Below are 20278 nucleotides of genomic sequence, written 5' to 3'. Positions count from 1 at the left end.
GATGCTGATTGCGTTTTTGGTCGCCGCTGCGATGAATTTCTTCGCCTATTGGACGTCCGATTCGCTGGTGCTCAGCATGCACCACGCCCAACCGCTCGCCCCGAGCGACGCGCCCGAACTTTATCAAATCGTCGCCGATCTCGCGCGCCGGGCCGACATTCCCATGCCGCGCCTCTATTTGATGCACGAGGGCCAGCCGAATGCCTTCGCCACCGGGCGCAATCCCGAAAAAGGCGTCGTCGCCGTTACCTCGGGCCTGTTGGAGATTCTCGACCGCGACGAAATCGCCGCCGTTATCGCCCATGAAATCGCTCATATCAAAAACCGCGACACGCTGACCATGACGATTACCGCAACACTCGCGGGCGCAATTGGCATGCTGGCGAATTTCGCAATGGTTTTCAGCCCGTCCAATAATAACCGTGGAGGCGGCGGCATTGGCGGCATCGGCGCGCTGATTTTGATGCTTTTGGCCCCGATTATGGCCATGCTGGTGCAAATGGCCATCTCGCGGACGCGCGAATATGAGGCCGATAAAACCGGGGCTGCGATTTGTGGCAACCCTGAAGCGCTTGCAACAGCCCTACAAAAGATTGAAGCCTATGCCAAAGGTCGCGTAAACCTGACGGCGGAACGCAATCCGGCCTCGGCCCATGTGTTCATCTACAATCCCTTGAGCGGGGCGGGGGCGGATAGCCTGTTTTCCACCCACCCGTCGACGCAGAATAGAGTAACCCGACTAATGGCGCTTGTTTCCTCCTTAGCCAAACCCGCTCCGACAGGCTCGCCCTGGCGGGGCCGGGCCAAATCCGATGCTTCTCGCACTCGGAGGCCTTGGGGTTGAACGACCATTCGTCGGGCCGTCGGCCACCTGGAAACCGCCCCGGCGGTAATCGTCCTACAGGCGCTGGCGGCGGCGGCAAACGCCCGCCGGGCGACCGGCCTTACGGAAACCGGCCTCAAGGCGACCGCCCGCAGGGGGATCGGCCCTACGGAAACCGGCCCCAAGGCGACCGACCGCAGGGGGATCGACCCTACGGCAATCGGCCCCAGGGCGACCGCCCGCAAGGGGATCGACCCTATGGGAACCGGCCCCAAGGCGACCGACCCCAGGGAGATCGACCCTACGGAAACCGTCCTCAAGGCGACCGACCGCAAGGGGATCGACCCTATGGGAACCGGCCCCAAGGCGACCGACCCCAGGGAGATCGACCCTACGGCAACCGTCCTCAAGGCGACCGACCCCAGGGAGATCGACCCTACGGAAACCGTCCTCAAGGCGACCGTCCCCAGGGGGATCGGCCCTATGGCAACCGTCCTCAAGGCGACCGTCCCCAGGGAGATCGGCCCTACGGCAACCGTCCTCAAGGCGACCGTCCGCAGGGAGATCGACCCTATGGCAACCGGCCCCAGGGCGACCGACCGCAAGGGGATCGACCCTATGGGAATCGTCCCCAGGGTGACCGCCCGCAGGGGGAACGACAATTCCGCGTGCGCAGTGAGAGCGGCGGGCAACGGAAGCCGCGCCCCGGCGCTGAGGTCAATCCGCGTGTGCTTGCCGTTGAGGTGATCGGTCAGGTTCTGCGCCGCCGCCGCCCGCTCGACGATGCTTTCGCCACGCACCAGGGCCTGCGCGGGCTCGATGCGCGCGACCGGGCCTTCGTTCGCGCCCTCGCCAGCGCCGTGCTGCGCCATCTGGGCTATATCGACGCCGTGATCGCCAAACTGGTGCGCGAGCCGATTAAGGCCCGCGATGCGGTGGCCGAAGATATTCTGCGCCTGGGCATCGCCCAGCTTCTCGTGCTCGAAACCCCGCCGCACGCAGCCGTTTCGGCAACGGTGGCGCTGACGGTCGCGCTCAACATGGCGCATATGACCGGCTTCGTGAACGCGCTGCTGCGCCGGGTGATCGACGAGCGGGAAACCGTGCTGGCGGAAATCGACCGCACCCGCGTCGCCATTCCCGATTGGCTTTGGAAATCCTGGGTCGGCACCTATGGCGAGCCGACAACGCAGGCCATTGCCGCCTCCTTGCGCGGGGAAGCCGCCCTTGACCTGACGCTGAAAGACCCGGCGACGACCGACGAATGGGCGCAAAAACTCGGGGCCGTGGTCCTGCCGACGGGCTCCTTGCGCGTGCATGATAATCATGGCCGCATCGATGCCCTGCCCGGCTTCCACGAAGGCGCGTGGTGGGTGCAGGATGCGGGCGCGGCCATGCCCGCCAAACTGCTCGGCCCCGTTACCGGGATGCGTGTTGCCGATCTGTGCGCCGCGCCAGGCGGCAAGACGATGCAGCTTTCCGCCGCAGGCGCAAAAGTCACGGCGCTCGACCGTTCGGCGGGCCGCTTGCGCCGCGTGTCAGAAAACCTCAGCCGCGTTGGCCTTGTGGCGGAAACCGTGGCCGACGACGCCGCCTTCTACCGCCCGCCGCGCCCGTTCGACGCGATTTTGCTGGATGCCCCCTGTTCGGCCACCGGCACCGCGCGCCGCCACCCGGACGTGCTGTGGTTGAAGCAACAGGGCGATATTGACGCGATGGTCCTGGCCCAGGATCGGCTGCTCGATGCCGCCGCCCGTATGCTGACCACCGGCGGCACGCTGGTTTATTGCGTCTGCTCGCTGGAAGAAGAAGAAGGGCCAGAGCGGATCACCCGTTTCCTCGCCCGCGACCGGCGCTTCATCCGCGTGCCCATTCGCGCGGCGGAAGTGGGCGGGCTTACGGAAATGATCACCTCTCAAGGCGATTTGCGGACTTTGCCGAGCCATTTGGCGGAGTTGGGCGGAATCGATGGTTTCTATGCCGCCCGGCTGCGGCGCGTTTCGTAAGGGTTTAGAGAAGAATGCAGCAGGCTACTCGGATTGCCCCGTCGATCCTGTCCGCCGATTTCGCCAAGCTGGGGGCGGAAGTCGCCGCGATTACCGAAGCGGGGGCCGATATGGTCCATGTCGATGTGATGGACGGGCATTTCGTGCCCAACATCACCATCGGCCCGGCGGTGGTCAAAGCGCTGCGCCCCCATTCGGCGCTGCCGTTCGATGTGCATTTGATGATTTCGCCGGTCGATCTCTATATCGCGGCTTTTGCCGAAGCGGGCGCGGATATCATCAGCTTCCACCCGGAAGCGGGGGCGCATCCCCATCGCACGGTGCAGCTCATCAAATCCTTGGGCAAAAAAGCCGGAATCGTGCTGAACCCGCATACGCCGATTGAGATGATCGATTATCTAATCGATGATCTCGATTTGATTCTGGTCATGTCAGTCAACCCCGGCTTTGGCGGGCAAAGCTTCATCGACAGCCAATTGCGCAAGATCGAAGCCTTGCGCAAACGCATCGACGCGACGGGCAAACGCATCGATTTGGAAGTTGATGGCGGCATTACGCTGGAAACCGCCCCGCGCGCGGTAGCCGCCGGGGCCGATTTGCTGGTCGCCGGAACCGCCACCTTCAAGGGTGGCCCCAGCGCTTACGCCGAGAATATCCGGCGCTTGAAAGCGGCTTAGGGAACGTCAGGGAACAGAGCGAGACGCGGCGATGGCAGCCTGGACCTGGGTACGGCATGCGCGTTTCCTCTCCCCCTTCTATTGGCGGCGGCTGGACCGCGCCCCGCCCGATCATTTTCGGCTCACCCTCCCGCCGCTGTGGGATGAACCCGACGCCGAGGGCGAGGTGCCCGCCGCGCGCGATGCCGCGAGCAAGGAAACCAACGCCCGCGACGCCACCGCGCTGCTAGAGGGCACTTTCGTTTTCTTCGGCGAAAGCCACCGCTTGGGCGAGAGCGATAGCACCTGGCTGCCCGATAAAAGCACCCCGGCTTGGCGGGCCGAACTCCACGCCTTCGCGTGGCTTACCGCCCTGCGCAGCCTCGATACCCCCCTCGCCCATGACCGGGCACGCGAAATGATTGGGCGGTGGATTGCCGACCACGGCCATTGGCACCCGGTCTCCTGGCGGCCCGATGTGGTGGGGCGGCGGGTCACGGCGTGGCTGGAGGCGGCGGAAGGGCTGCTCAGCACGGTTGGCGACCCTCTCAGCGCGCCGTTTCTGGCCTCACTCGGGCGGCAGGGGCGCTATTTGATCGATGCTGCCGCGCTGGCCGCGCCCGGTCTGCCGCGCATTCAGGCGTTTACCGGGCTCGCGCTGGCCACGCTCGCATTGCCCTTACCGCCAGACCTGCAGCGCGCTGCCGAAAAATCCGTCGCCAGCCTTAGTGAACTGATTCTCACCGAGGATATTCGCCCCGATGGCGGCGTGATCGAACGCTGCCCCTCGGTGCAACTGCTGGTGACAGAAGCGCTGCTAACGGTGCGCGCCGCCTATGGTCTCGCCCAAGCAACGCCGCCCGCCGCCCTCAGCCTTGCGCTCGACCGCTGCGTGCCGGTCTTACGTTTTTTCTGTCATGGCGATGGCGCGCTGGCCCTGTTCAACGGCGGCCAGGAGGAAAGCGCTACCCGCATCGGGCGCGTACTCGACGTTGCGGGCGGTGGCAGCAAGATCCCCCAAGGCGCGCCCCATTCCGGTTTTCAGCGGCTGGAGCGCGGCAAGAGCATCGTTTTGATCGACTGCGGCAGTGCGCAGAACGGCGGGCGCAACGAGCATGCACCGCCCGGCCTTTACCCACTCGGCGGGGCAGCCCACGCGGGCACGCTCAGCCTTGAGGTTTCGGACGGGCGCGAGCGGCTGATCGTCAACTGCGGCGCGCATCTCGCGGCAAACCCGCGCTGGCGCAAAGCGCAGCGGGCAACGGCGGCCCATTCCGCCCTCACCCTGGCCGAGCGCTCCAGCAGCGATTTCGACGCCGACGGCCAGATTACGCGCGGCCCGACCCATGTCAGCGTAAGCCGCGACGAAAGCACGGACGGCGTTTGGCTAGACCTCAGCCACGACGGCTATATCGGCCCCTTCGGCCTGCTGGTGCAGCGTCGCCTCTTCCTCGCCAGCGATGGCCACGATTTGCGCGGCGAAGACCGGCTGGTGCCTGGCGGCGGCGAAATGGGCTATGGCGTTGCGCCCTTCGTGATTCGGTTTCATTTACACCCCAGTGTCACGGCATCGCTGCTCCAGGGCGGTAGCGCCGTTCTGCTGCGGACGAAAAGCGGGGCCGGATGGCGCTTGCGAGCGGCGGGCGCGAGCTTGGGGCTGTCGGATTCGATCTATCTCGGTAATGGTTTTGATATGAACCGCAGCCAGCAGATCACGCTTACCGGCGAAACCGACGGCGCGGGCGCGACGGTGAAATGGGCGCTGCGGCGAGAAGAGCGGTAGGCACTTGTTCGTGGCTTGCGCACCGTAAGGATTTTCCTTACCCTCAAAGAAACCATTCTTTGGATTTCCGTCATGATTACAAGCAAGATGACCTCCAAGGCCCAAACGACTATTCCGCAAGCGGTTCGGCTCGCTCTGCGGCTAGAAGCTGGGGACGAACTCGTCTACCGCATTGAGCAAGGGCAAGTGATTCTCACTAAAGTCACACCCGTTGCCGACGATCCTTTCGCTACCTTCTCGGAATGGTCTAGCGACGCCGATACGCGCGCTTATGCCAACCTATAAGCTTGGCGATATTGTCCGAGTTCCCTTTCCCTACACGGATCGGGCAACTCGGCAGCGCCGCCCCGCTCTCGTGATCTCCGAACAGGGGTTAGGTGCCAACGCCGAGCTTCTATGGGTTCTTATGATTACCAGTGCGGAAAATAGGGCTTGGGCTGGAGACGTCAGTTTAGTTTCGACCTACGCCGAGGCGGGGCTTCCGGCACCGTCGCTTATTCGTACCGTCAAAATCGCCACGATCGAAGCGCGGGACGCCGATGTCATCGGTCGGATTGGCGAGGCTGAATGCGCCGAGGTTTGTCGACAGGTTCAGGCGCACCTAGGCCAAAACTGACATAAGTATGCGATACGCTTATCCAGCGTGGCTGCTCTCCCTGTAGCGCGGGAGCGGCAGTTTCTTTTTGCTAGCCACCCGCTCAAAAAAACAGCATATCCACCCCACGCCGAAATGCTTCACTCTGTCGCAGGTCGTGATATAAAACAGAAATAAAAGCAAAAAAACTTCACGATACTGGACACTCAGGATCGGCGCGAAGCATGCCCGACGGGGTTGCGGCACCTCTCCCCCGCCCGCCCCGCAGCAGGAGGAAACGATGGGCTTACAGACGGAAGCGTTGCGTACTCAGGTTCTCGAAGCAGTCGCCGCGCGGCTGGAGGGCGATCTTGCGACCTTCGCGCGCGCTTTATTCAGCGGCCTGTCCCGCGCCGATCTATCGGCCCGGACGCCGGAGGATCTTGTCGCCTGCGCGCGCTCCTTGTGGGATTTCGCCGCGCAGCGCCAGCCGGGCGAGGCCAAACTGCGCGTCGTTCGCCCCGATCCGCGTACCAGCGCCTGGCTCGGTACACCCCTTCTGGTAGAAATCGTCAATGACGATATGCCCTTCCTGGTCGATACGGTCACAAGCGCGCTGTCGACTGGGCGGCTCGCTGCCGATTTGACCGTCGATATCATTCTCCACCCCATCGTGCGCGTCACCCGCGATACGGCCGGAAACCGCAGCGCCTATGGCGACGGCACGGCCGAATCGGTGATGCAGATCGGCCTGGGCGGCACGGTGGAGGATGAAGATTTCCCCGCGATCGAAGCCTCGCTCGCCCAAGCCTTGAAAGACACGCGCGCGGCGGTCGAAGATTGGCGGGCGATGCTGCATCGGCTGTCGTTGATTACGGCAGAACTCGATGATCCGGCCCTAGCCTCGGCCCCGATTAGCGCGGGCGAAGTGGAGGAAACCAAAGCGTTTCTGACCTGGCTCGCCGATAATCACATGACCCTGCTCGGCTACCGCGAATATGTGTTCGATACGGTGGATGGCGAAACGGTGATGAAAGTCACCGACGACAGCGGCCTTGGTATTCTGCGCGACCCCGATTATTCGATTTTCGATGGGATTCGCACCCTCTCGGCCCTGCCGCCGGAAGTGCGCGCCTTCCTTGAATCGCCAACGCTGCTGACCGTCACCAAAGCCAATCAGCGCGCTACCGTTCACCGCCCCGTTCATATGGATGTGGTGGCGATCAAGAAGCTGGATGCGACCGGCAAAGTGATTGCCGAACGCCGCTTCGTCGGGCTGTTCACCGGCCGTGTCTACAACGATAGCCCGAGCACGATTCCGGTGCTGCGCCAGAAGATCGATCACGTCGTCACGCACGCGGGCCTGTCGCCCAATAGCCACGACGGCAAAGCCTTGATGCAGATTCTCGAAACCTACCCGCGCGACGAACTGTTCCAGATCGACCCGCAGGAATTGTTCGAAACGGCGATGGCCGTGTTGCAGCTTCAAGACCGCCGCCGTATTGCGCTGTTCACCCGGCGCGACCCGTTTGCGCGCTATGTCTCCTGCCTCGTCTATATCCCGCGCGACCGCTACGATAATGCCCTGCGCGAGCGCTTCCATGCGATCCTGGCGGAAGGCTTGGGCGGGCGCATTTCCGCCTCCTATATCCAACTGTCCGAATCGCCGCTGGCGCGCCTGCACATCATCGTGAAGACTAACCGCGAGGAGCGGGTGGAATTCGATAGCGCCGAGATTGAACGGCGTTTGGTGGAAGCCGGGCGCGGCTGGGTCGATCAGATCCAGTCGGCCCTCGGGCGGATCACCCCGCCGGGCGGAACCACGCGCGGCGGGCTGCTGCGCCGCTTCATGAATGCCTTCCCCGCCGCCTACCGCGAAAAATTCACCGGCGACGATGCCGTTGCCGATATTCCGCGTATTCTGAGCGCGGGCGATGGCGATACCGTGTTCTGGGTGTACCGCCGCCCCGACGCGGCGGACACGGAGTTGAGCTTCAAGATTTTCCGCACGGGTCAGCCGGTCGCTTTGTCGGACGTGCTGCCGATGCTGGAAAACCGGGGCCTGCGCGTGCTGAGCGAAACCCCGTTCAAACTGCGCCCGCTGACCGCCGAGGGCCAACCGGCGGCGCGCGTTTGGCTGCATGATTTTGATTTGGTGGTTCAGGACAAGCGCCCCGTTGCGCTGGAGGACGCGCGCGAGCGCTTCCACGCCGCTTTCGCCGCCACCTGGAATAACCGCGCCGAAGACGATGGCTTCAACCGCCTGATTCTCGCAGCGGGCCTCGATTGGCGCGAAATCGTTATTCTGCGCGCCTATGCCAAATATCTGAAACAGGCCGGGCTGACCTATAGCCAAAGTTACCTTGAACAGGCGCTCGCCAATCAATCGGCGATTGCCAGCCTGCTGGTCGCCCTCTTCCATGCCCGCTTCAACCCGGCCACAGCCGACGAAGTAAGCGCGGCGGGGATCGTCGTCGAGATCGAACACGCGCTGGATGCCGTGACCGCGCTCGATGAAGACCGCATTCTGCGGCGCTACCTGAACCTAATCCTCGCAACCTTGCGCACCAACTTCTATCAGGTCGGGGCCGATGGGTTGCCGAAAGCCTATGTCAGCTTCAAGCTCGATAGCGGCCGCATCGACGATCTACCCAAGCCGCGCCCGCTTTATGAAATCTGGGTCTATTCGCCCGATGTGGAAGCCGTGCATTTGCGCGGCGGCAAAGTGGCGCGCGGCGGGATTCGCTGGTCGGATCGGCGCGAAGATTTCCGCACGGAAATCCTGGGCCTGCTGAAAGCCCAAACGGTGAAAAACGCCGTGATCGTGCCCGTGGGCTCGAAAGGCGGCTTCTTCGTCAAACGCCCGCTGCCGCCCGAAGCGGGTCGCCCGGCAGTGCTCGCCCACGCCATCGAATGCTACAAAACGATGATGCGCGGGCTGCTCGATATCACCGACAACCGCAAGGAAGGCGCGATCGTGCCGCCGCCGAACGTGGTGCGCCTCGATCCCGACGATCCCTATTTGGTCGTGGCCGCCGATAAGGGCACGGCGACCTTCTCCGATATCGCCAATGGCGTGAGCCGCGACTATGGCTTCTGGCTCGATGATGCTTTCGCCTCGGGCGGCTCGGCAGGCTATGACCATAAGGCGCTCGGCATTACCGCGCGCGGGGCGTGGGTCGCGGTGGAGCGGCATTTGCGCGAGGCCGGGATTGATCTGCGCCAGCAGGAAATCTCGGTTATCGGTATCGGCGATATGGCGGGCGACGTGTTCGGCAATGGCTTGATCCATTCGGACAAGCTGCGGCTGGTCGGCGCGTTCAACCATATGCATATTTTCATCGACCCGACCCCCGATGCGGCGCGGACGTTTGAAGAGCGCAAGCGCATGTTCGCCCTGCCCAGTTCCACCTGGAAAGATTACGACACGTCGCTGATTTCCAAGGGCGGCGCGATTTTCGAGCGCTCGGCCAAAATCCTGAAACTGACCCCGGAAATCCAAGCCCTGTTCGGCATCGAGCGGGAGCAAGTCACCCCCGCCGATCTCATTCAGGCGATGCTGAAAGCCCAGGTCGATCTGCTGTGGTTCGGCGGGATCGGCACTTACATTAAGGCCCAGGACGAGAATAATGCGGGCGTCGGCGACCGCGCCAATGATGCCTTGCGCATTGATGGGCGCGAGGTGCGGGCGCGGGTGATTGGCGAGGGCGCAAACCTCGGCGCAACCCAGCGCGGACGCATTGAAGCTGCGCTCGCGGGCGTCCGGCTCAATACCGACGCTATCGATAATTCCGCCGGGGTCGATTGCTCCGATCACGAGGTGAATATCAAAATCCTGCTCGGCGATCCGGTGCAGCGCGGTGATTTGGATATTCCGGGCCGCGATACGCTGGTCGCCAGCATGGCAACCGAAGTCTGCGACCATGTGTTGCGGGATAATTACCTGCAAACCTTCGCGCTGTCCGCCGCTCAGCACGAGGGGGGCGAGTACATCGATACCGCCCGCCGCCTGATGGACAGGTTGGAAAAAGAGGTGGCGCTGGACCGCAGTCTGGAAAGCCTGCCCAATGCCGCGCAGTTGGACGCGCGCCGCGCCGCCGGGCTCGCCCTCGTGCGCCCGGAACTCGCGCCGCTGCTGGCTTGGTCGAAAATCGCCGTCTACAATAAGCTGCTGCCCTCGGCAGTTATCGACGATGCCGCCCTCAATGATGATCTCATTGGCTATTTCCCGCCTGTTCTCGGCGCGGAGTACCGCGAGGTTATTCTACGCCACGGCCTGCGCCGGGAAATCATCGCCACCGTGCTGACCAATGAAATGGTCAATCGCGGCGGGATTGCCCTGCTCTCGGACCTAGAGGCCGAAACCGGGGCCAGCATTGGCGACCTCACCCGCGCCTATGCCATTGCGCGCGGTGCATTGGATCTGCCGACGCTCTGGGCTTCTATCGAAGCGCTCGACGGGCAGGGCGCTGCCGCCGACCAACTGGCGCTCTACCGCGCCAGTTCAAAGGCGCTCGAAACAGCGATGCGCTGGGTCTTGCGCCAGTCGCTCCCCGGCGGCATCGGCGATGCGCTAGCCGCCCTCAGCCCGGCGATTGCCCGGCTGCGCGACGGTCTTGCCAGCGATACCAGCGTTGCAGGCCAGGTAGCATCCCTCGGGCAGTTGGTGCAGCGGCTTGATGTGCTCGCCGTGGCCGAAGCCGCCGGGGTCGAGATCGACCGGGCCGGGGCCGTCTTTGCCGCCGCCGGGCACCGCCTGGGCTTCGACGGCCTGCGTGCTGCCGTTGCCACCGCCCCGGCAGGGGACGGCTGGACGCGGGCGGCCCTCACCGGGCTTGCTGGGGATTTCGCGCGCCTGCAAGAAACCATCGCCCGCCAGAGCCTCGCCCATTCCGGCGGGTTCGACGGGTGGTTGGCCGCGCGCGGCGATAGTCTGAAAGCGGCAGACAGCCTGCTCGCCGACCTCGCCGCCCAACCGGGGGCCGATCTTGCGCGGTTGACGGTGGCTGAACGGGCGTTGCGGGCGCTCACCGTCTAAGGAAAACGGATCGCAGGCGCGCGCGCTCCTGCGATCCGGCTTCGCCGGGATTAGGGGCTTTGCCCCTAATAACCCAAACCAAGGGTGAGACCTTGGTAATCCATTATGATTTTCAGAACATTACTCCCAATAGCCGGGTTCCCGAAGAGGCCGCCGCCCCTTCGGTGGGGTTCGAGGCAGCGCCCCGATCTAAAGCCCGCCCCTACCCCAGCAGCCACCGCACCAGCAACGGCAGCAGCACAGCACTCGCCAGCGCATTGATCCCCATGGCAAGACCGGAGAAAGCCCCCGCCACCTCGTTCACCTGAAGCGCGCGGGCGGTGCCGATACCGTGGGCGGCAACGCCGATGGCAAAGCCGCGCGCCCGCCAATCCTTGATGCGCAGGGCATTGAGCAGATAGGTCGCCAGCACCGCGCCGGTAATGCCGGTGAGCATCACGAGAACGGCGGTGAGCGAGGGCAGCCCGCCCAATTGTTCGGAAATCCCCATCGCCACCGGGGCCGTGACCGATTTCGGCGCGAGGGAAATCAGGGTGCGGTCGGTCGCGCCGAGAAGCTTGGCTATCCCAATCGCGGAAACTGCCGCCGTGATCCCGCCCGCCAAAACCGCCACCGTCAGCGCCAGCATCGAGCGGCGCACGGCGGCGACTTGCCGGTAGAGCGGCAGGGCCAGCGCGACCGTCGCCGGACCTAAGAGGAAATGCACGAACTGCGCCCCGGCGAAATAGGTTTTATAATCGGTGTTCGTCACCATCAGCAGCCCGACGAGGAAGATCACGGCGATCAGCACCGGGTTGAACAGCGGCCGCCGGTCCATCTTTTCGTAAATCCACAGGCCGCCCTGATAGGCCACGAGCGTTAAGGTCAGCGACAGCAGCGGACTGGTCGAAAGATAGACCCAAACTTGGTAGAAATCGGGGTTCATTCGGACGCTCCCGAGGTGTCACGCGGCAAAAGCCACTTCATGATGAGCCCGGTCACAGCGATGGTCAGCAGCGTCGAGAATACTAAGGAGGCCGCAATCGCCTCCCATTCTGCCGCAAAAAGCGGCAAATACAGCATCACCCCAACCCCGGCGGGAACAAAGAGCAGCGAGAGGTGCTTGAGCAACGTTCCGCCAACCTGATCGACATCTTGGGGAATGCCGCCCCGCAGCATAAAGCCGCAAAACAGCAAGGCCATGCCCAAGACCGGCCCCGGCACGGGTAATCCCAGCCCGCGCACGGTGGCTTCACCGATCAACTGGCACAGCAATAAAATGGTTAAGCCTTTCAGCATGCTGGTTCCTTCTCCCAACCGAACGTCGCGCTCCCACTACCCTAGAGCACCACAGGCCGCGCCGTCGCCTCTTTGACGGCTATCGATTAAAAACGCTGATTATCGAAAAGCGCGCAACTACTGGCCTATAAATTGCTTGTTTCAGGAGTGAAAGACTATAAACAAGCATTTAGAATACTGTATAAACCGTGCCCTGACGCTGGAGAAATGCCCATGCTTGCTCTGTTCTCCTCCTCGCCCGCTGCGCAGAGCCCTTTTCGGCGAAAAGGGGCCGAGGCCGCCATGGCAAAGACCGTCAAAAACTTGAGCGCGGCGGAGTGTCTCACCCTGCTCAATGCGGTGGATCGGGTCACGCAAGGGATGAATGTCGTTGCAGCGACGCAGGCGGTTTTAAAGTTGCTTTGTGAGACCCTCGACTGGCCGATTGGCCATGTCTACCGGCGCACAGCATCGGGCGAGGCTTGCTCCTTAAAGCTTTGGTATCGCGCTGCCGATCTGGATGAAGCCTCGATGCAAGATTTCATCGGCGCGAGCGAGGCCATTCGCTTTTCGCCCGGCAAGGGCATGGTGGGCGCGGTGCTGCACGATGGACGCCCGCAAGCGATCACCGACGTTAGCCGCGCCCCCGGCTTTGCCCGCGCCGCCGCCGCCGCCGCCAATGGCGTGCGCGGGGCTCTGGCCTTCGCCGTCAGCGGGCGCAACGGCACCGAACTGATCTTGGAAATTTTCACCCGCGCCGAAGCCCATCTCGACCCAACTTTGGTGGGGTTGCTCAGCCACGTCGCCGCCGCCCTGGAACGGGTCGTGACGGAAGAAACGCTGCAATCGGACCGCACCCACCTAATGGCGCAGTTCAGCAGCACGTTGGGGGATGTTGGCGATGGCATTTCGAACGCCGTCACCACACTCGCCAGCGCGGTCGAACAGTTGCAACAGGCGGGGGCGCTGACCCAGGAGCGCGCCGAGGGGTTGCGGCAGGGGTTTGACGCGGTTCTGCAGGCCCAACGCCAAACCGGCAGCGTTTTGGGCGACCTGACCCAAGTGAGCGATCAGTTGGAGCAGAATATCGATGCGACCGTTGCCATCGCCCGCAGGCTCACCGATCTCGTCGGCGACGTGAAGGGCACGACCGCGAGCCTCGCAACCACGGGCGACGAAGTGCGCGCCGCTTTGGCGCAGGTCGCCTCGGTCGCCGATCAAACCAAACTGCTTGCGCTGAATGCCAGCATCGAAGCCGCGCGCGCGGGCGAGGCTGGGCGCGGTTTTGCCGTGGTTGCCAATGAGGTCAAGGCGCTCGCGGGCCAAGCGGGCGGGGTTGCGGCGAACCTTGGGCAGAAGATGGGGCAGATGCAAACCGCCATCGCCTCGGTCCTCACTGTCGTCGCGCAGATACTCGGCGATCTTGGCGAGTTCGAGACGCGCAGCGCGGTGCTGGTTCAAAGCGTTGGCGAACAGCGCGCGTGCGGCGACGCGATTGCCGCCATCGGCGCCACGCTCGATCACACCGCCCAAACCGTCCAGGATGATCTAGACGCGCTCAGCCACGCCCTCGACGAAAACCTTGCCGCCGCCGGGGCGGTCGCCGATTGCACGCAAACCTTGACGCATCTGAACGGGCAGCTTCGGTCCGAAAGCGGGCAGTTTCTCGATCAATTGGGGCGGCGGGCGGCGTAGAGAGCCCCGCTGCCAAAGAATAAGGGGCCATAGACGGCCCCTTAAAACTTACCGGAGACGAGCGGAATTTACGCCCGCGCCGCCACCGCTGGCAGATCCATCGGAACGCCCACAAGGGCCGTAACCGGCGTAGCCTCCACCCACTCATAATTCGCCGCATCGGCAAACACGGCGCGCAGCAGCTTATTGTTCAGCGCGTGGCCGGAGCGCACCCCGTGGAACGCGCCCAAGATCGGCCCGCCCGCGAGGTATAGGTCGCCGATGCAATCCAAAATCTTGTGCCGCACGAACTCATCGGCAAAACGCAACCCTTCCGGGTTCATCACGTTTTGCCCCGAAACGACGACGGCATTATCGAGCGATCCGCCCAGGGCCAAACCATTGGCGCGCAGATAATTGACCTCTTCGAGAAAGCCGAAGGTGCGCGCGCGGCTGATTTCGGTTTTAAAGCTGGTCGGATCAACCACCACCGCGCCGCTTTGCCGGGCCACGGCGGTTGCGCCAAAATCGATCTCGACGGAAACCGAAAAATGATCGGCGGGCGATAGGCTCGCCGTCTTGCTGCCTTCGGTGATCGACACGGTGCGGCGCAGGCGCAAGTAACGGCGGGGCTGCTCGCACTCGCGCAGGCCCGCGCTTTCCAGCAAAAACACGAAGGGTTCGGAGGAGCCGTCCATAATCGGCAGTTCGGGGCCATCGACGGCGATCAGAATATCGTCGATACCCAGGCCCGCCAGGGCGGCCATAACATGTTCAACGGTCGAAAGGGTCACGCCCTCCGGGTTCGACAGCAGGGTTGCGTGCATCGTTTGCGTCACGCGGTCCCAGCGGGCGGGGAGAACCCCCGTATCGCCCGGAACATCGGTACGGCGGAAAACGATGCCCGTGCCTGCAGCGGCCGGAACCAGCGTCATCGAAACGGGCTTGCCCGTGTGCAGACCAATGCCTTCGCAGCGAATGGCTTGCGCAATCGTGCGACGCATCGCAGTGGGCACCGCCCCCGCCTTACCCCGCCGATCGCTCATGCTTGCCTCCACGCTGCTGATCCTTGCTTTCGAAAAAGGGCGCCTCTTCCCTTTTTCCGAAATTTCCAGGCTTAGGGATAGCAAGGGTGATGCACCGCAGCAATTCACGCTTTGTTACGCGGTGTTACAGAAGGGTAAATTTTACAGAAATTTTCGGATCAAGCGGCCATCGACCAGGGCCAAACCCGCGCCGATACCAACCATCCCCGCCCCCTGCCAAAGCGTAAGATGTTCGTTGAGAAACACAATCCCCATCAAAAGGGCGCTGGGCGGAATGAGGAAGGTAACGAGCGAGGCATTCCCCGCCCCGACCCGTGCCAATACGCGAAAATAGAGGCCATAGGCCAGCGCGGTCGAGAAAATCGCGAGACCTGCTAGGGACGCCACCGCCGCCGTCGAGGGCATCGGCAAGGCCCAAGGGTGTTCGACGAGCAGGGCCAACGGCAGCATCACCAAACTGCTGGTCGTCACTTGGCCCAAGGCGGCTTGCAGCGGGTGCAGCCCCGTCAACCGCCGCCCGTACCAACCGGCCCAACCGTAGGAGAAGGCGGCGAGCAGCACCGCCAGTTGCGCCAAAAGCGGCCCGCTGAGGCCCGAGGCGGCGCTCGGCCCCAGCATAATGGTCACGCCCGCGAACCCAGCCATCACCCCGGCAAGACGCATTGGCGTCAGCTTTTCGTCTTGGGTGACGAGGTGGGTAACGATGAGGGTGAAGAGCGGCGTGGTGGCATTCAGAATCGAGGCGAGCCCCGCGCCGATCTGGGTTTGCCCGTAGACGATCAGCGAAAACGGGATAACGTTGCTCAGCATCGACAGGGTCAGAAACCGTGCCCATACGGCCCGCTCGCGCGGCATACCGAGGCCCAGGAGCGTCACGACAACCGCCAGCACCAACGCCCCGCCCGCAACCCGAATCAGCACGATGGTAAAGGGCGGCACCTCCGCCACGGCGATCTTGGCGAACAGGAACGAGCCGCCCCATAGGAACGAGAGAAGCACGAGAATCGCCCAATCGCTGGCGGTCATCAGGGGCGCTTGCGGGGTCGACATAGGCTATCTCCGATGAACTGGACCGCCACCCTAGCGGGACACGCCGAGGGCGTCGCTCCGTTTCTTGCGCAATCACTGCACCCCCCCTGTGCCAAAGCGGCGGTTCTCACGGCTCCGAAGCCCGCCTAGCTTAGGGTGATGTCGGCTAACCTCTCCGCGCCCAGCGCCACCCGCCTCACCGTGCGGGATCTTCTGTACGTACTCGCCATTATGCTGGTCTGGGGAGTGAATTTTCCCGTGGCAAAGCTGGGGGTGGGTGCCGTCCCGCCGCTGTTTTTGCTCTCGATCCGCTTTGCCATCGTCGGGCTATTGGTCATCCCCTTCTTTCCGCGCCCCCGCCGCCAATGGGGCGCGTTGCTGCTGCTCTCTTTTTTGCTCGGCGTTGTGCATTTCGGGCTGCTCTTCGTCGGGTTGCGCTCGGTTGATAGCGCCTTGGCCGCCGTGCTCATCCAATCGCAGGTACCGTTTTCCACCTTGCTGGGCATCGTTTTTCTGAAAGAACGCCCCAGCCGCGTGACCTTAATCGGCATGGGGATTGCGCTCATTGGGGTTGCGATTGTTTTCGGCGAACCGCACGGGCCAAGCTCGGGCTTTGCCGCCGGGTTGGTGGTGCTGGGGGCGTTCGTTTGGTCGTGCTCGAACCTTGTGTCGAAACGGCTTACCTCGCTTCACCCGCTGGCGATGACCGGCTGGATGGCGCTGATCACCGCGCCCAATCTCGCGCTTTTGTCGTTCTTTTTGGAAAGCGGCCAGATCGAGGCGATTACCCAGAACGGTTGGATCGCGGCGGGCACGCTCGCCTATATGATTCTCGGCGCGACCCTGTTCGCCTACAGCGGCTGGTACACGCTGATGCGGCGCTACCCGATCAGCACCCTATCGCCCTACGCGCTGACGGCACCGATTTTCGGGGTTTTCGCCAGTATCTTGGCTTTGGGCGAGCCCTTCACGTTGCGCGCCGGGATCGGTGCGGCGCTCACGTTGGGCGGGGTTGCCGTGCTCACCCTGGTCCCACGGCGACGCGCGCCATAAAATATCCCGAACAACCGGGGTTTAACAAATAATATTGCCGAAACAGCGCTCAACTTCAGGCACCTATTAGGCGCGCCCCCTGGCAGGCTATCGGGCACTAAGACCCCTATCGGAGTGCCTGACGAATGCGTGTTTCCGTGAAGACCGCCTTGACTGCTGCCGTTCTTATGGGGAGCAGCAGCCTGCCCGCCCTGGCCCAAACCGCGGGCGACGGCTCGCTGGTCATCATCGGCGGCAATCTGCGCTCCGATAATGAAACCGTTTGGAAGCGCTATGTGGCGCTCGCGGGCGGTGATGGCGCTAAAATCATCGTCGTCCCCGCCGCTGCCGGAAGCCCGCAGCGCGCCGCCGAAGCCGCCGTGAAAACCCTGAAACAGTTCGGGGCCGACGCCGATTTAGTGCAGATCGGCCCGCGCTATAAGGATATCGACCTGCGCAAGGCCGCCAATGATCCGGCCAATGTCGCCAAAATCAAAGCCGCCAAGGGCATCTATTTCTTGGGCGGCGATCAGGCGCGCATTACGCAAGCCCTGGTCGAGCCCGACGGCAGCCAAAGCGCGGCCTTGAAGGCGATTTGGGAAATCTACCGGGCGGGCGGCGTTATCGGCGGCAGTTCGGCAGGCGCGGCGATTATGTCGGAAACCATGTTCAAAGACCCGCCCCCGGTGCTGGACGTGCTGAAGCAGGGCATTACCCCCGGCAAGACCATCGACAAGGGCCTGGGCTTTATCGCCGACGGCTGGTTCGTCGATCAACATTTCCTCGCCCGCGGCCGGTTCCCGCGCGCGCTGGTGGCGATGCAGGCAACCGGCACCAAAAAGGGCTTCGGCGTCGATGAAGATACCGCCGCGATCATCAGCAAGGGCCAGATGGAAGTGATCGGCTACAGCGGCGTGGTGCTGCTCGACACGTCCAGCGCGACAGGCGACGCCAAAGCCGCCCCCTTTGCCATCAAAGGCGCGAAGCTGACCTATCTTGATCGTGGCGATAAATATGATTTCAAAACCGGGGCGATCACTCCGAACCCGGCCAAAGACCCGGCGAAGGATAAGCTCGACCCCGCGTCTGCCGACTATAAGCCCTATAATGAAGACCCCGAAGCCTGGTCTGCCATTCTGGGTAACCGCACGCTTGCCGAAGCGATGGGCAACCTCATCGACAATAAGCAAACCGAGCAACTCGGCCTCGCGTTCGATCTGCGCGCCAATGCCCCGAGCCCGGAAATCGGTTTCGAGTTCCGCCTGTACAAAGGTGCAGGCACGCTGGGCTGGTACACCAGTGCGCTCGGCGGTGATAGCTACACGGTGAAGGATATGTACCTCGATATCCGCCCGGTTCAGCTGCAAAAGCCGCTCTACGCTCCCCGGTAGATCGGACATTCCCCTGGGGGCTGCTCCCTCAGCCTCCAGGGGGAACTTGATGCTGGAGCGGGCAGGTATTAATTATGAATAATTTATTTCAATTGCATCAGGGCTTTATCAGCGTTAATCTCAGAGCTGTTTTTGACGTAAGCCTCTGTAAGGTAATGATGATGGTTATAAAATCGTTACGGGCCGCTTTTTCGGCTCTTTTGCTTATCGCGGGCCTGCTGATGGCCTTGTTGATTGTCGCGCTCTATCAGTTCCAGAGCGCGCAGCTTGAAGCCCGCGCGGCTTATGCCAACCGCTATCAATCCTATCTTTTGGCTGATGAGTTACGGCAAAGCTCGGATGATCTCACCCGCCTCGCCCGCACCTATGTCGTCACGGGCGACGCCAAGTGGGAAGAGCAATACATGGCGGTGCTCGACATTCGGAACGGCAAAAAACCACGCCCGCAAGAGTATAGCCGCATCTACTGGGATTTCTTGGCGGCAAAGCCGGAAAAGCCCCGGCCCGATGGCATCGCAACTCCGCTTCAGGGCCTGATGACCGAAGCTGGGTTTACCGAAGCGGAATTTGCACTTCTGCGCGAAGCCCAAGCTAATTCCGATGGGTTGGTTGATCTTGAGGTCGTGGCGATGAACGCGGTAAAGGGCCTGTTTCGGGGAAACGGGAAGGAATTTACCGAGCGCAAAGCCCCGGACCTTGACCTTGCGCGCAAACTGCTGCACTCGCCCGAGTACCATGTTTACAAAAGCCAGATTATGGCCCCGGTCGATAAATTCTTCGCGGCCCTCGATCAGCGCACGCGCACCGAGGTTGACCGTGCCGATGAACGGGTTGCATTTTGGCTAACACTTGTGATCGCCGCCACCGCCGTCCTGTTTGGTCTGTTGAGCCTTATGGCTGTAGGGCTGCGATTGCGGGTTTTCCGGTCGCTCTACCAGCTTGAAACCGTGATGACCGATCTTGTTGCAAATCGCCCTGTAGGTGCGATTCCAGGCGCAAACCGGGCGGATGAACTGGGACGGATGGCCCACGCCGTTGCCGTTTTCCGCGATGATCGCGCGCAGTTGGAAACCGCCCGGATGGAACAGGAGCGCATTCGCACCGAGGCAGAAGCCGCCCGTAAACAGGGCCTGCTCGGCTTTGCCGATCAGTTCGAGCAAGGGGTAGGGGTAACGCTTCACGCCGTTTCCGCCGCTGCCGATCAACTGCGCGCCGCCTCTCAGCAACTCACTCGGATCGCCAGCAATACCACCCATAAAGCCAGTCACGTCGCAGCAGAGTCGGAACAAGCCGCCGCTAATGTGCAGTCGGTCGCCGCGTCTACCGAAGAACTCTCCGCCTCGATCCGCGAAATCACCCGAGATGTCAGCCGGGCGCGTACAGTGGCCGAACGCGCCGTTCACGAAGCCGAGGCCACCGGCACAACCGTACAAGGGCTGGCCACCGCCTCGCAGCGTATTGGCGAGGTCGTTGCCCTGATCAACGCGATTGCCAGCCAAACCAATCTGCTCGCCCTTAATGCCACCATCGAAGCTGCACGCGCCGGCGAAGCCGGCAAAGGGTTTGCGGTGGTTGCTTCTGAAGTGAAAAACCTTGCCGCGCAGACCGCGAAAGCGACCGATGATATTCAAGTACAAATTCTAGCTATTCAAGATCAGTCAGGGGCTGCTGTCTTGGCTATCAACGGTATCGCCAGCACGATTGGCGACATGAGTAAGATTACCACCACCATTGCTGGATCGGTGGAGCAGCAGGGGGCGGCGACGTCCGAGATTGCGCGCACGATCACGCAAGCGGCCCAGGGGACGCACAGTGTTTCCACGACCATCAGCGATGTTCAGCAAGAGGCCAGTGTGACCGGCACAAGCGCGGCCGATGTCCAGACTCTCGCGGATCAACTGGCCCAGAACGCAGCCCATTTGCAACAGGACGTGGAGACGCTTCTAACGAAACTGCGCGCGGGTTAGGA

16 protein-coding genes are annotated in these 20278 nt (G+C 62.8%); 12 read left to right on the top strand and 4 right to left on the bottom strand.

Going from position 1 to position 20278, the window contains the following annotated elements; translation table 11 throughout:
- From ACIQ36_RS05110 to ACIQ36_RS05075, 8 genes are all read left to right on the top strand, one after another.
- Positions 1 to 844 (top strand): zinc metalloprotease HtpX (locus tag ACIQ36_RS05110; protein WP_395826552.1); only part of this gene is annotated, 844 nt, incomplete at its 5' end.
- 237 nt (positions 845 to 1081) lie between these two features.
- The gene (locus ACIQ36_RS05105; protein ID WP_395826550.1) at positions 1082 to 1570 is read left to right on the top strand and encodes a hypothetical protein; all 489 of its coding nucleotides are present in this window, start codon (positions 1082 to 1084) and stop codon (positions 1568 to 1570) included.
- Complete coding sequence (locus ACIQ36_RS05100) at positions 1492 to 2829, top strand: RsmB/NOP family class I SAM-dependent RNA methyltransferase (RefSeq protein WP_395826548.1); 1338 nt, start codon at positions 1492 to 1494, stop codon at positions 2827 to 2829. The genes ACIQ36_RS05105 and ACIQ36_RS05100 overlap by 79 nt, the downstream gene beginning before the upstream one ends.
- 14 nt (positions 2830 to 2843) lie before the next feature.
- Positions 2844 to 3506 carry a ribulose-phosphate 3-epimerase gene (rpe, locus tag ACIQ36_RS05095; RefSeq protein ID WP_395826547.1) on the top strand — a complete coding sequence of 221 codons (663 nt, stop codon included), beginning with the start codon at positions 2844 to 2846 and terminating at the stop codon, positions 3504 to 3506.
- 31 nt (positions 3507 to 3537) lie between these two features.
- Entirely contained in the window at positions 3538 to 5268 is a 1731-nt protein-coding gene (locus ACIQ36_RS05090) for a heparinase II/III family protein (protein ID WP_395826545.1), read from the top strand.
- Positions 5269 to 5340: 72 nt separating this feature from the next.
- Positions 5341 to 5553 carry an AbrB/MazE/SpoVT family DNA-binding domain-containing protein gene (locus ACIQ36_RS05085; protein ID WP_395826543.1) on the top strand — a complete coding sequence of 71 codons (213 nt, stop codon included), beginning with the start codon at positions 5341 to 5343 and terminating at the stop codon, positions 5551 to 5553.
- A complete protein-coding gene (locus ACIQ36_RS05080) occupies positions 5540 to 5884 on the top strand; it encodes a type II toxin-antitoxin system PemK/MazF family toxin (RefSeq protein WP_395826542.1) in 345 nt (114 codons plus the stop codon). The genes ACIQ36_RS05085 and ACIQ36_RS05080 overlap by 14 nt, the downstream gene beginning before the upstream one ends.
- A 259-nt stretch (positions 5885 to 6143) precedes the next feature.
- On the top strand, positions 6144 to 10880 hold the full coding sequence (locus ACIQ36_RS05075; RefSeq protein WP_395826540.1) for an NAD-glutamate dehydrogenase: 4737 nt from the start codon (positions 6144 to 6146) through the stop codon (positions 10878 to 10880).
- A gap of 202 nt (positions 10881 to 11082) precedes the next feature.
- On the opposite strand, the gene ACIQ36_RS05070 is transcribed toward ACIQ36_RS05075, so the two are convergent.
- Together ACIQ36_RS05070 and ACIQ36_RS05065 are read right to left on the bottom strand one after the other, a co-directional pair.
- Positions 11083 to 11805 carry an LrgB family protein gene (locus ACIQ36_RS05070; RefSeq protein ID WP_395826538.1) on the bottom strand — a complete coding sequence of 241 codons (723 nt, stop codon included), beginning with the start codon at positions 11803 to 11805 and terminating at the stop codon, positions 11083 to 11085.
- Complete coding sequence (locus ACIQ36_RS05065; RefSeq protein WP_395826537.1) at positions 11802 to 12158, bottom strand: CidA/LrgA family protein; 357 nt, start codon at positions 12156 to 12158, stop codon at positions 11802 to 11804. Before ACIQ36_RS05065 ends, ACIQ36_RS05070 begins: the two co-directional genes overlap by 4 nt.
- Before the next feature lie 282 nt (positions 12159 to 12440).
- Here ACIQ36_RS05065 and ACIQ36_RS05060 point away from each other — a divergent pair, with 282 nt between their 5' ends.
- Positions 12441 to 13832, top strand: coding sequence for a methyl-accepting chemotaxis protein (locus ACIQ36_RS05060; protein WP_395826535.1), 1392 nt, complete (start codon positions 12441 to 12443; stop codon positions 13830 to 13832).
- Between the two features lie 68 nt (positions 13833 to 13900).
- On the opposite strand, the gene lpxC is transcribed toward ACIQ36_RS05060, so the two are convergent.
- Positions 13901 to 14857, bottom strand: coding sequence for a UDP-3-O-acyl-N-acetylglucosamine deacetylase (gene lpxC / locus ACIQ36_RS05055; protein ID WP_395826533.1), 957 nt, complete (start codon positions 14855 to 14857; stop codon positions 13901 to 13903).
- Positions 14858 to 14998: 141 nt separating this feature from the next.
- Entirely contained in the window at positions 14999 to 15907 is a 909-nt protein-coding gene (locus ACIQ36_RS05050) for a DMT family transporter (protein ID WP_395826531.1), read from the bottom strand.
- 138 nt (positions 15908 to 16045) lie between these two features.
- Between ACIQ36_RS05050 and ACIQ36_RS05045 the strand changes: the two genes are divergently transcribed.
- The 3 genes from ACIQ36_RS05045 to ACIQ36_RS05035 all read left to right on the top strand — a co-directional run bounded on the left by ACIQ36_RS05045 (position 16046) and on the right by ACIQ36_RS05035 (position 20276).
- Positions 16046 to 16939, top strand: coding sequence for a DMT family transporter (locus ACIQ36_RS05045; RefSeq protein ID WP_395826530.1), 894 nt, complete (start codon positions 16046 to 16048; stop codon positions 16937 to 16939).
- A 125-nt stretch (positions 16940 to 17064) separates the two neighbouring features.
- The gene (locus tag ACIQ36_RS05040; protein ID WP_395826528.1) at positions 17065 to 18309 is read left to right on the top strand and encodes a cyanophycinase; all 1245 of its coding nucleotides are present in this window, start codon (positions 17065 to 17067) and stop codon (positions 18307 to 18309) included.
- A 221-nt stretch (positions 18310 to 18530) separates the two neighbouring features.
- Positions 18531 to 20276, top strand: coding sequence for a methyl-accepting chemotaxis protein (locus ACIQ36_RS05035; RefSeq protein WP_395826527.1), 1746 nt, complete (start codon positions 18531 to 18533; stop codon positions 20274 to 20276).
- The last annotated feature ends 2 nt before the right edge of the window (positions 20277 to 20278 follow it).

This window comes from Elstera sp. (assembly GCF_044372965.1).
Taxonomy (GTDB): Bacteria; Pseudomonadota; Alphaproteobacteria; order Elsterales; family Elsteraceae; genus Elstera.
Note: the sequence above shows the minus strand (reverse complement) of the source record. Positions and strands in the feature narration are given on the sequence as shown.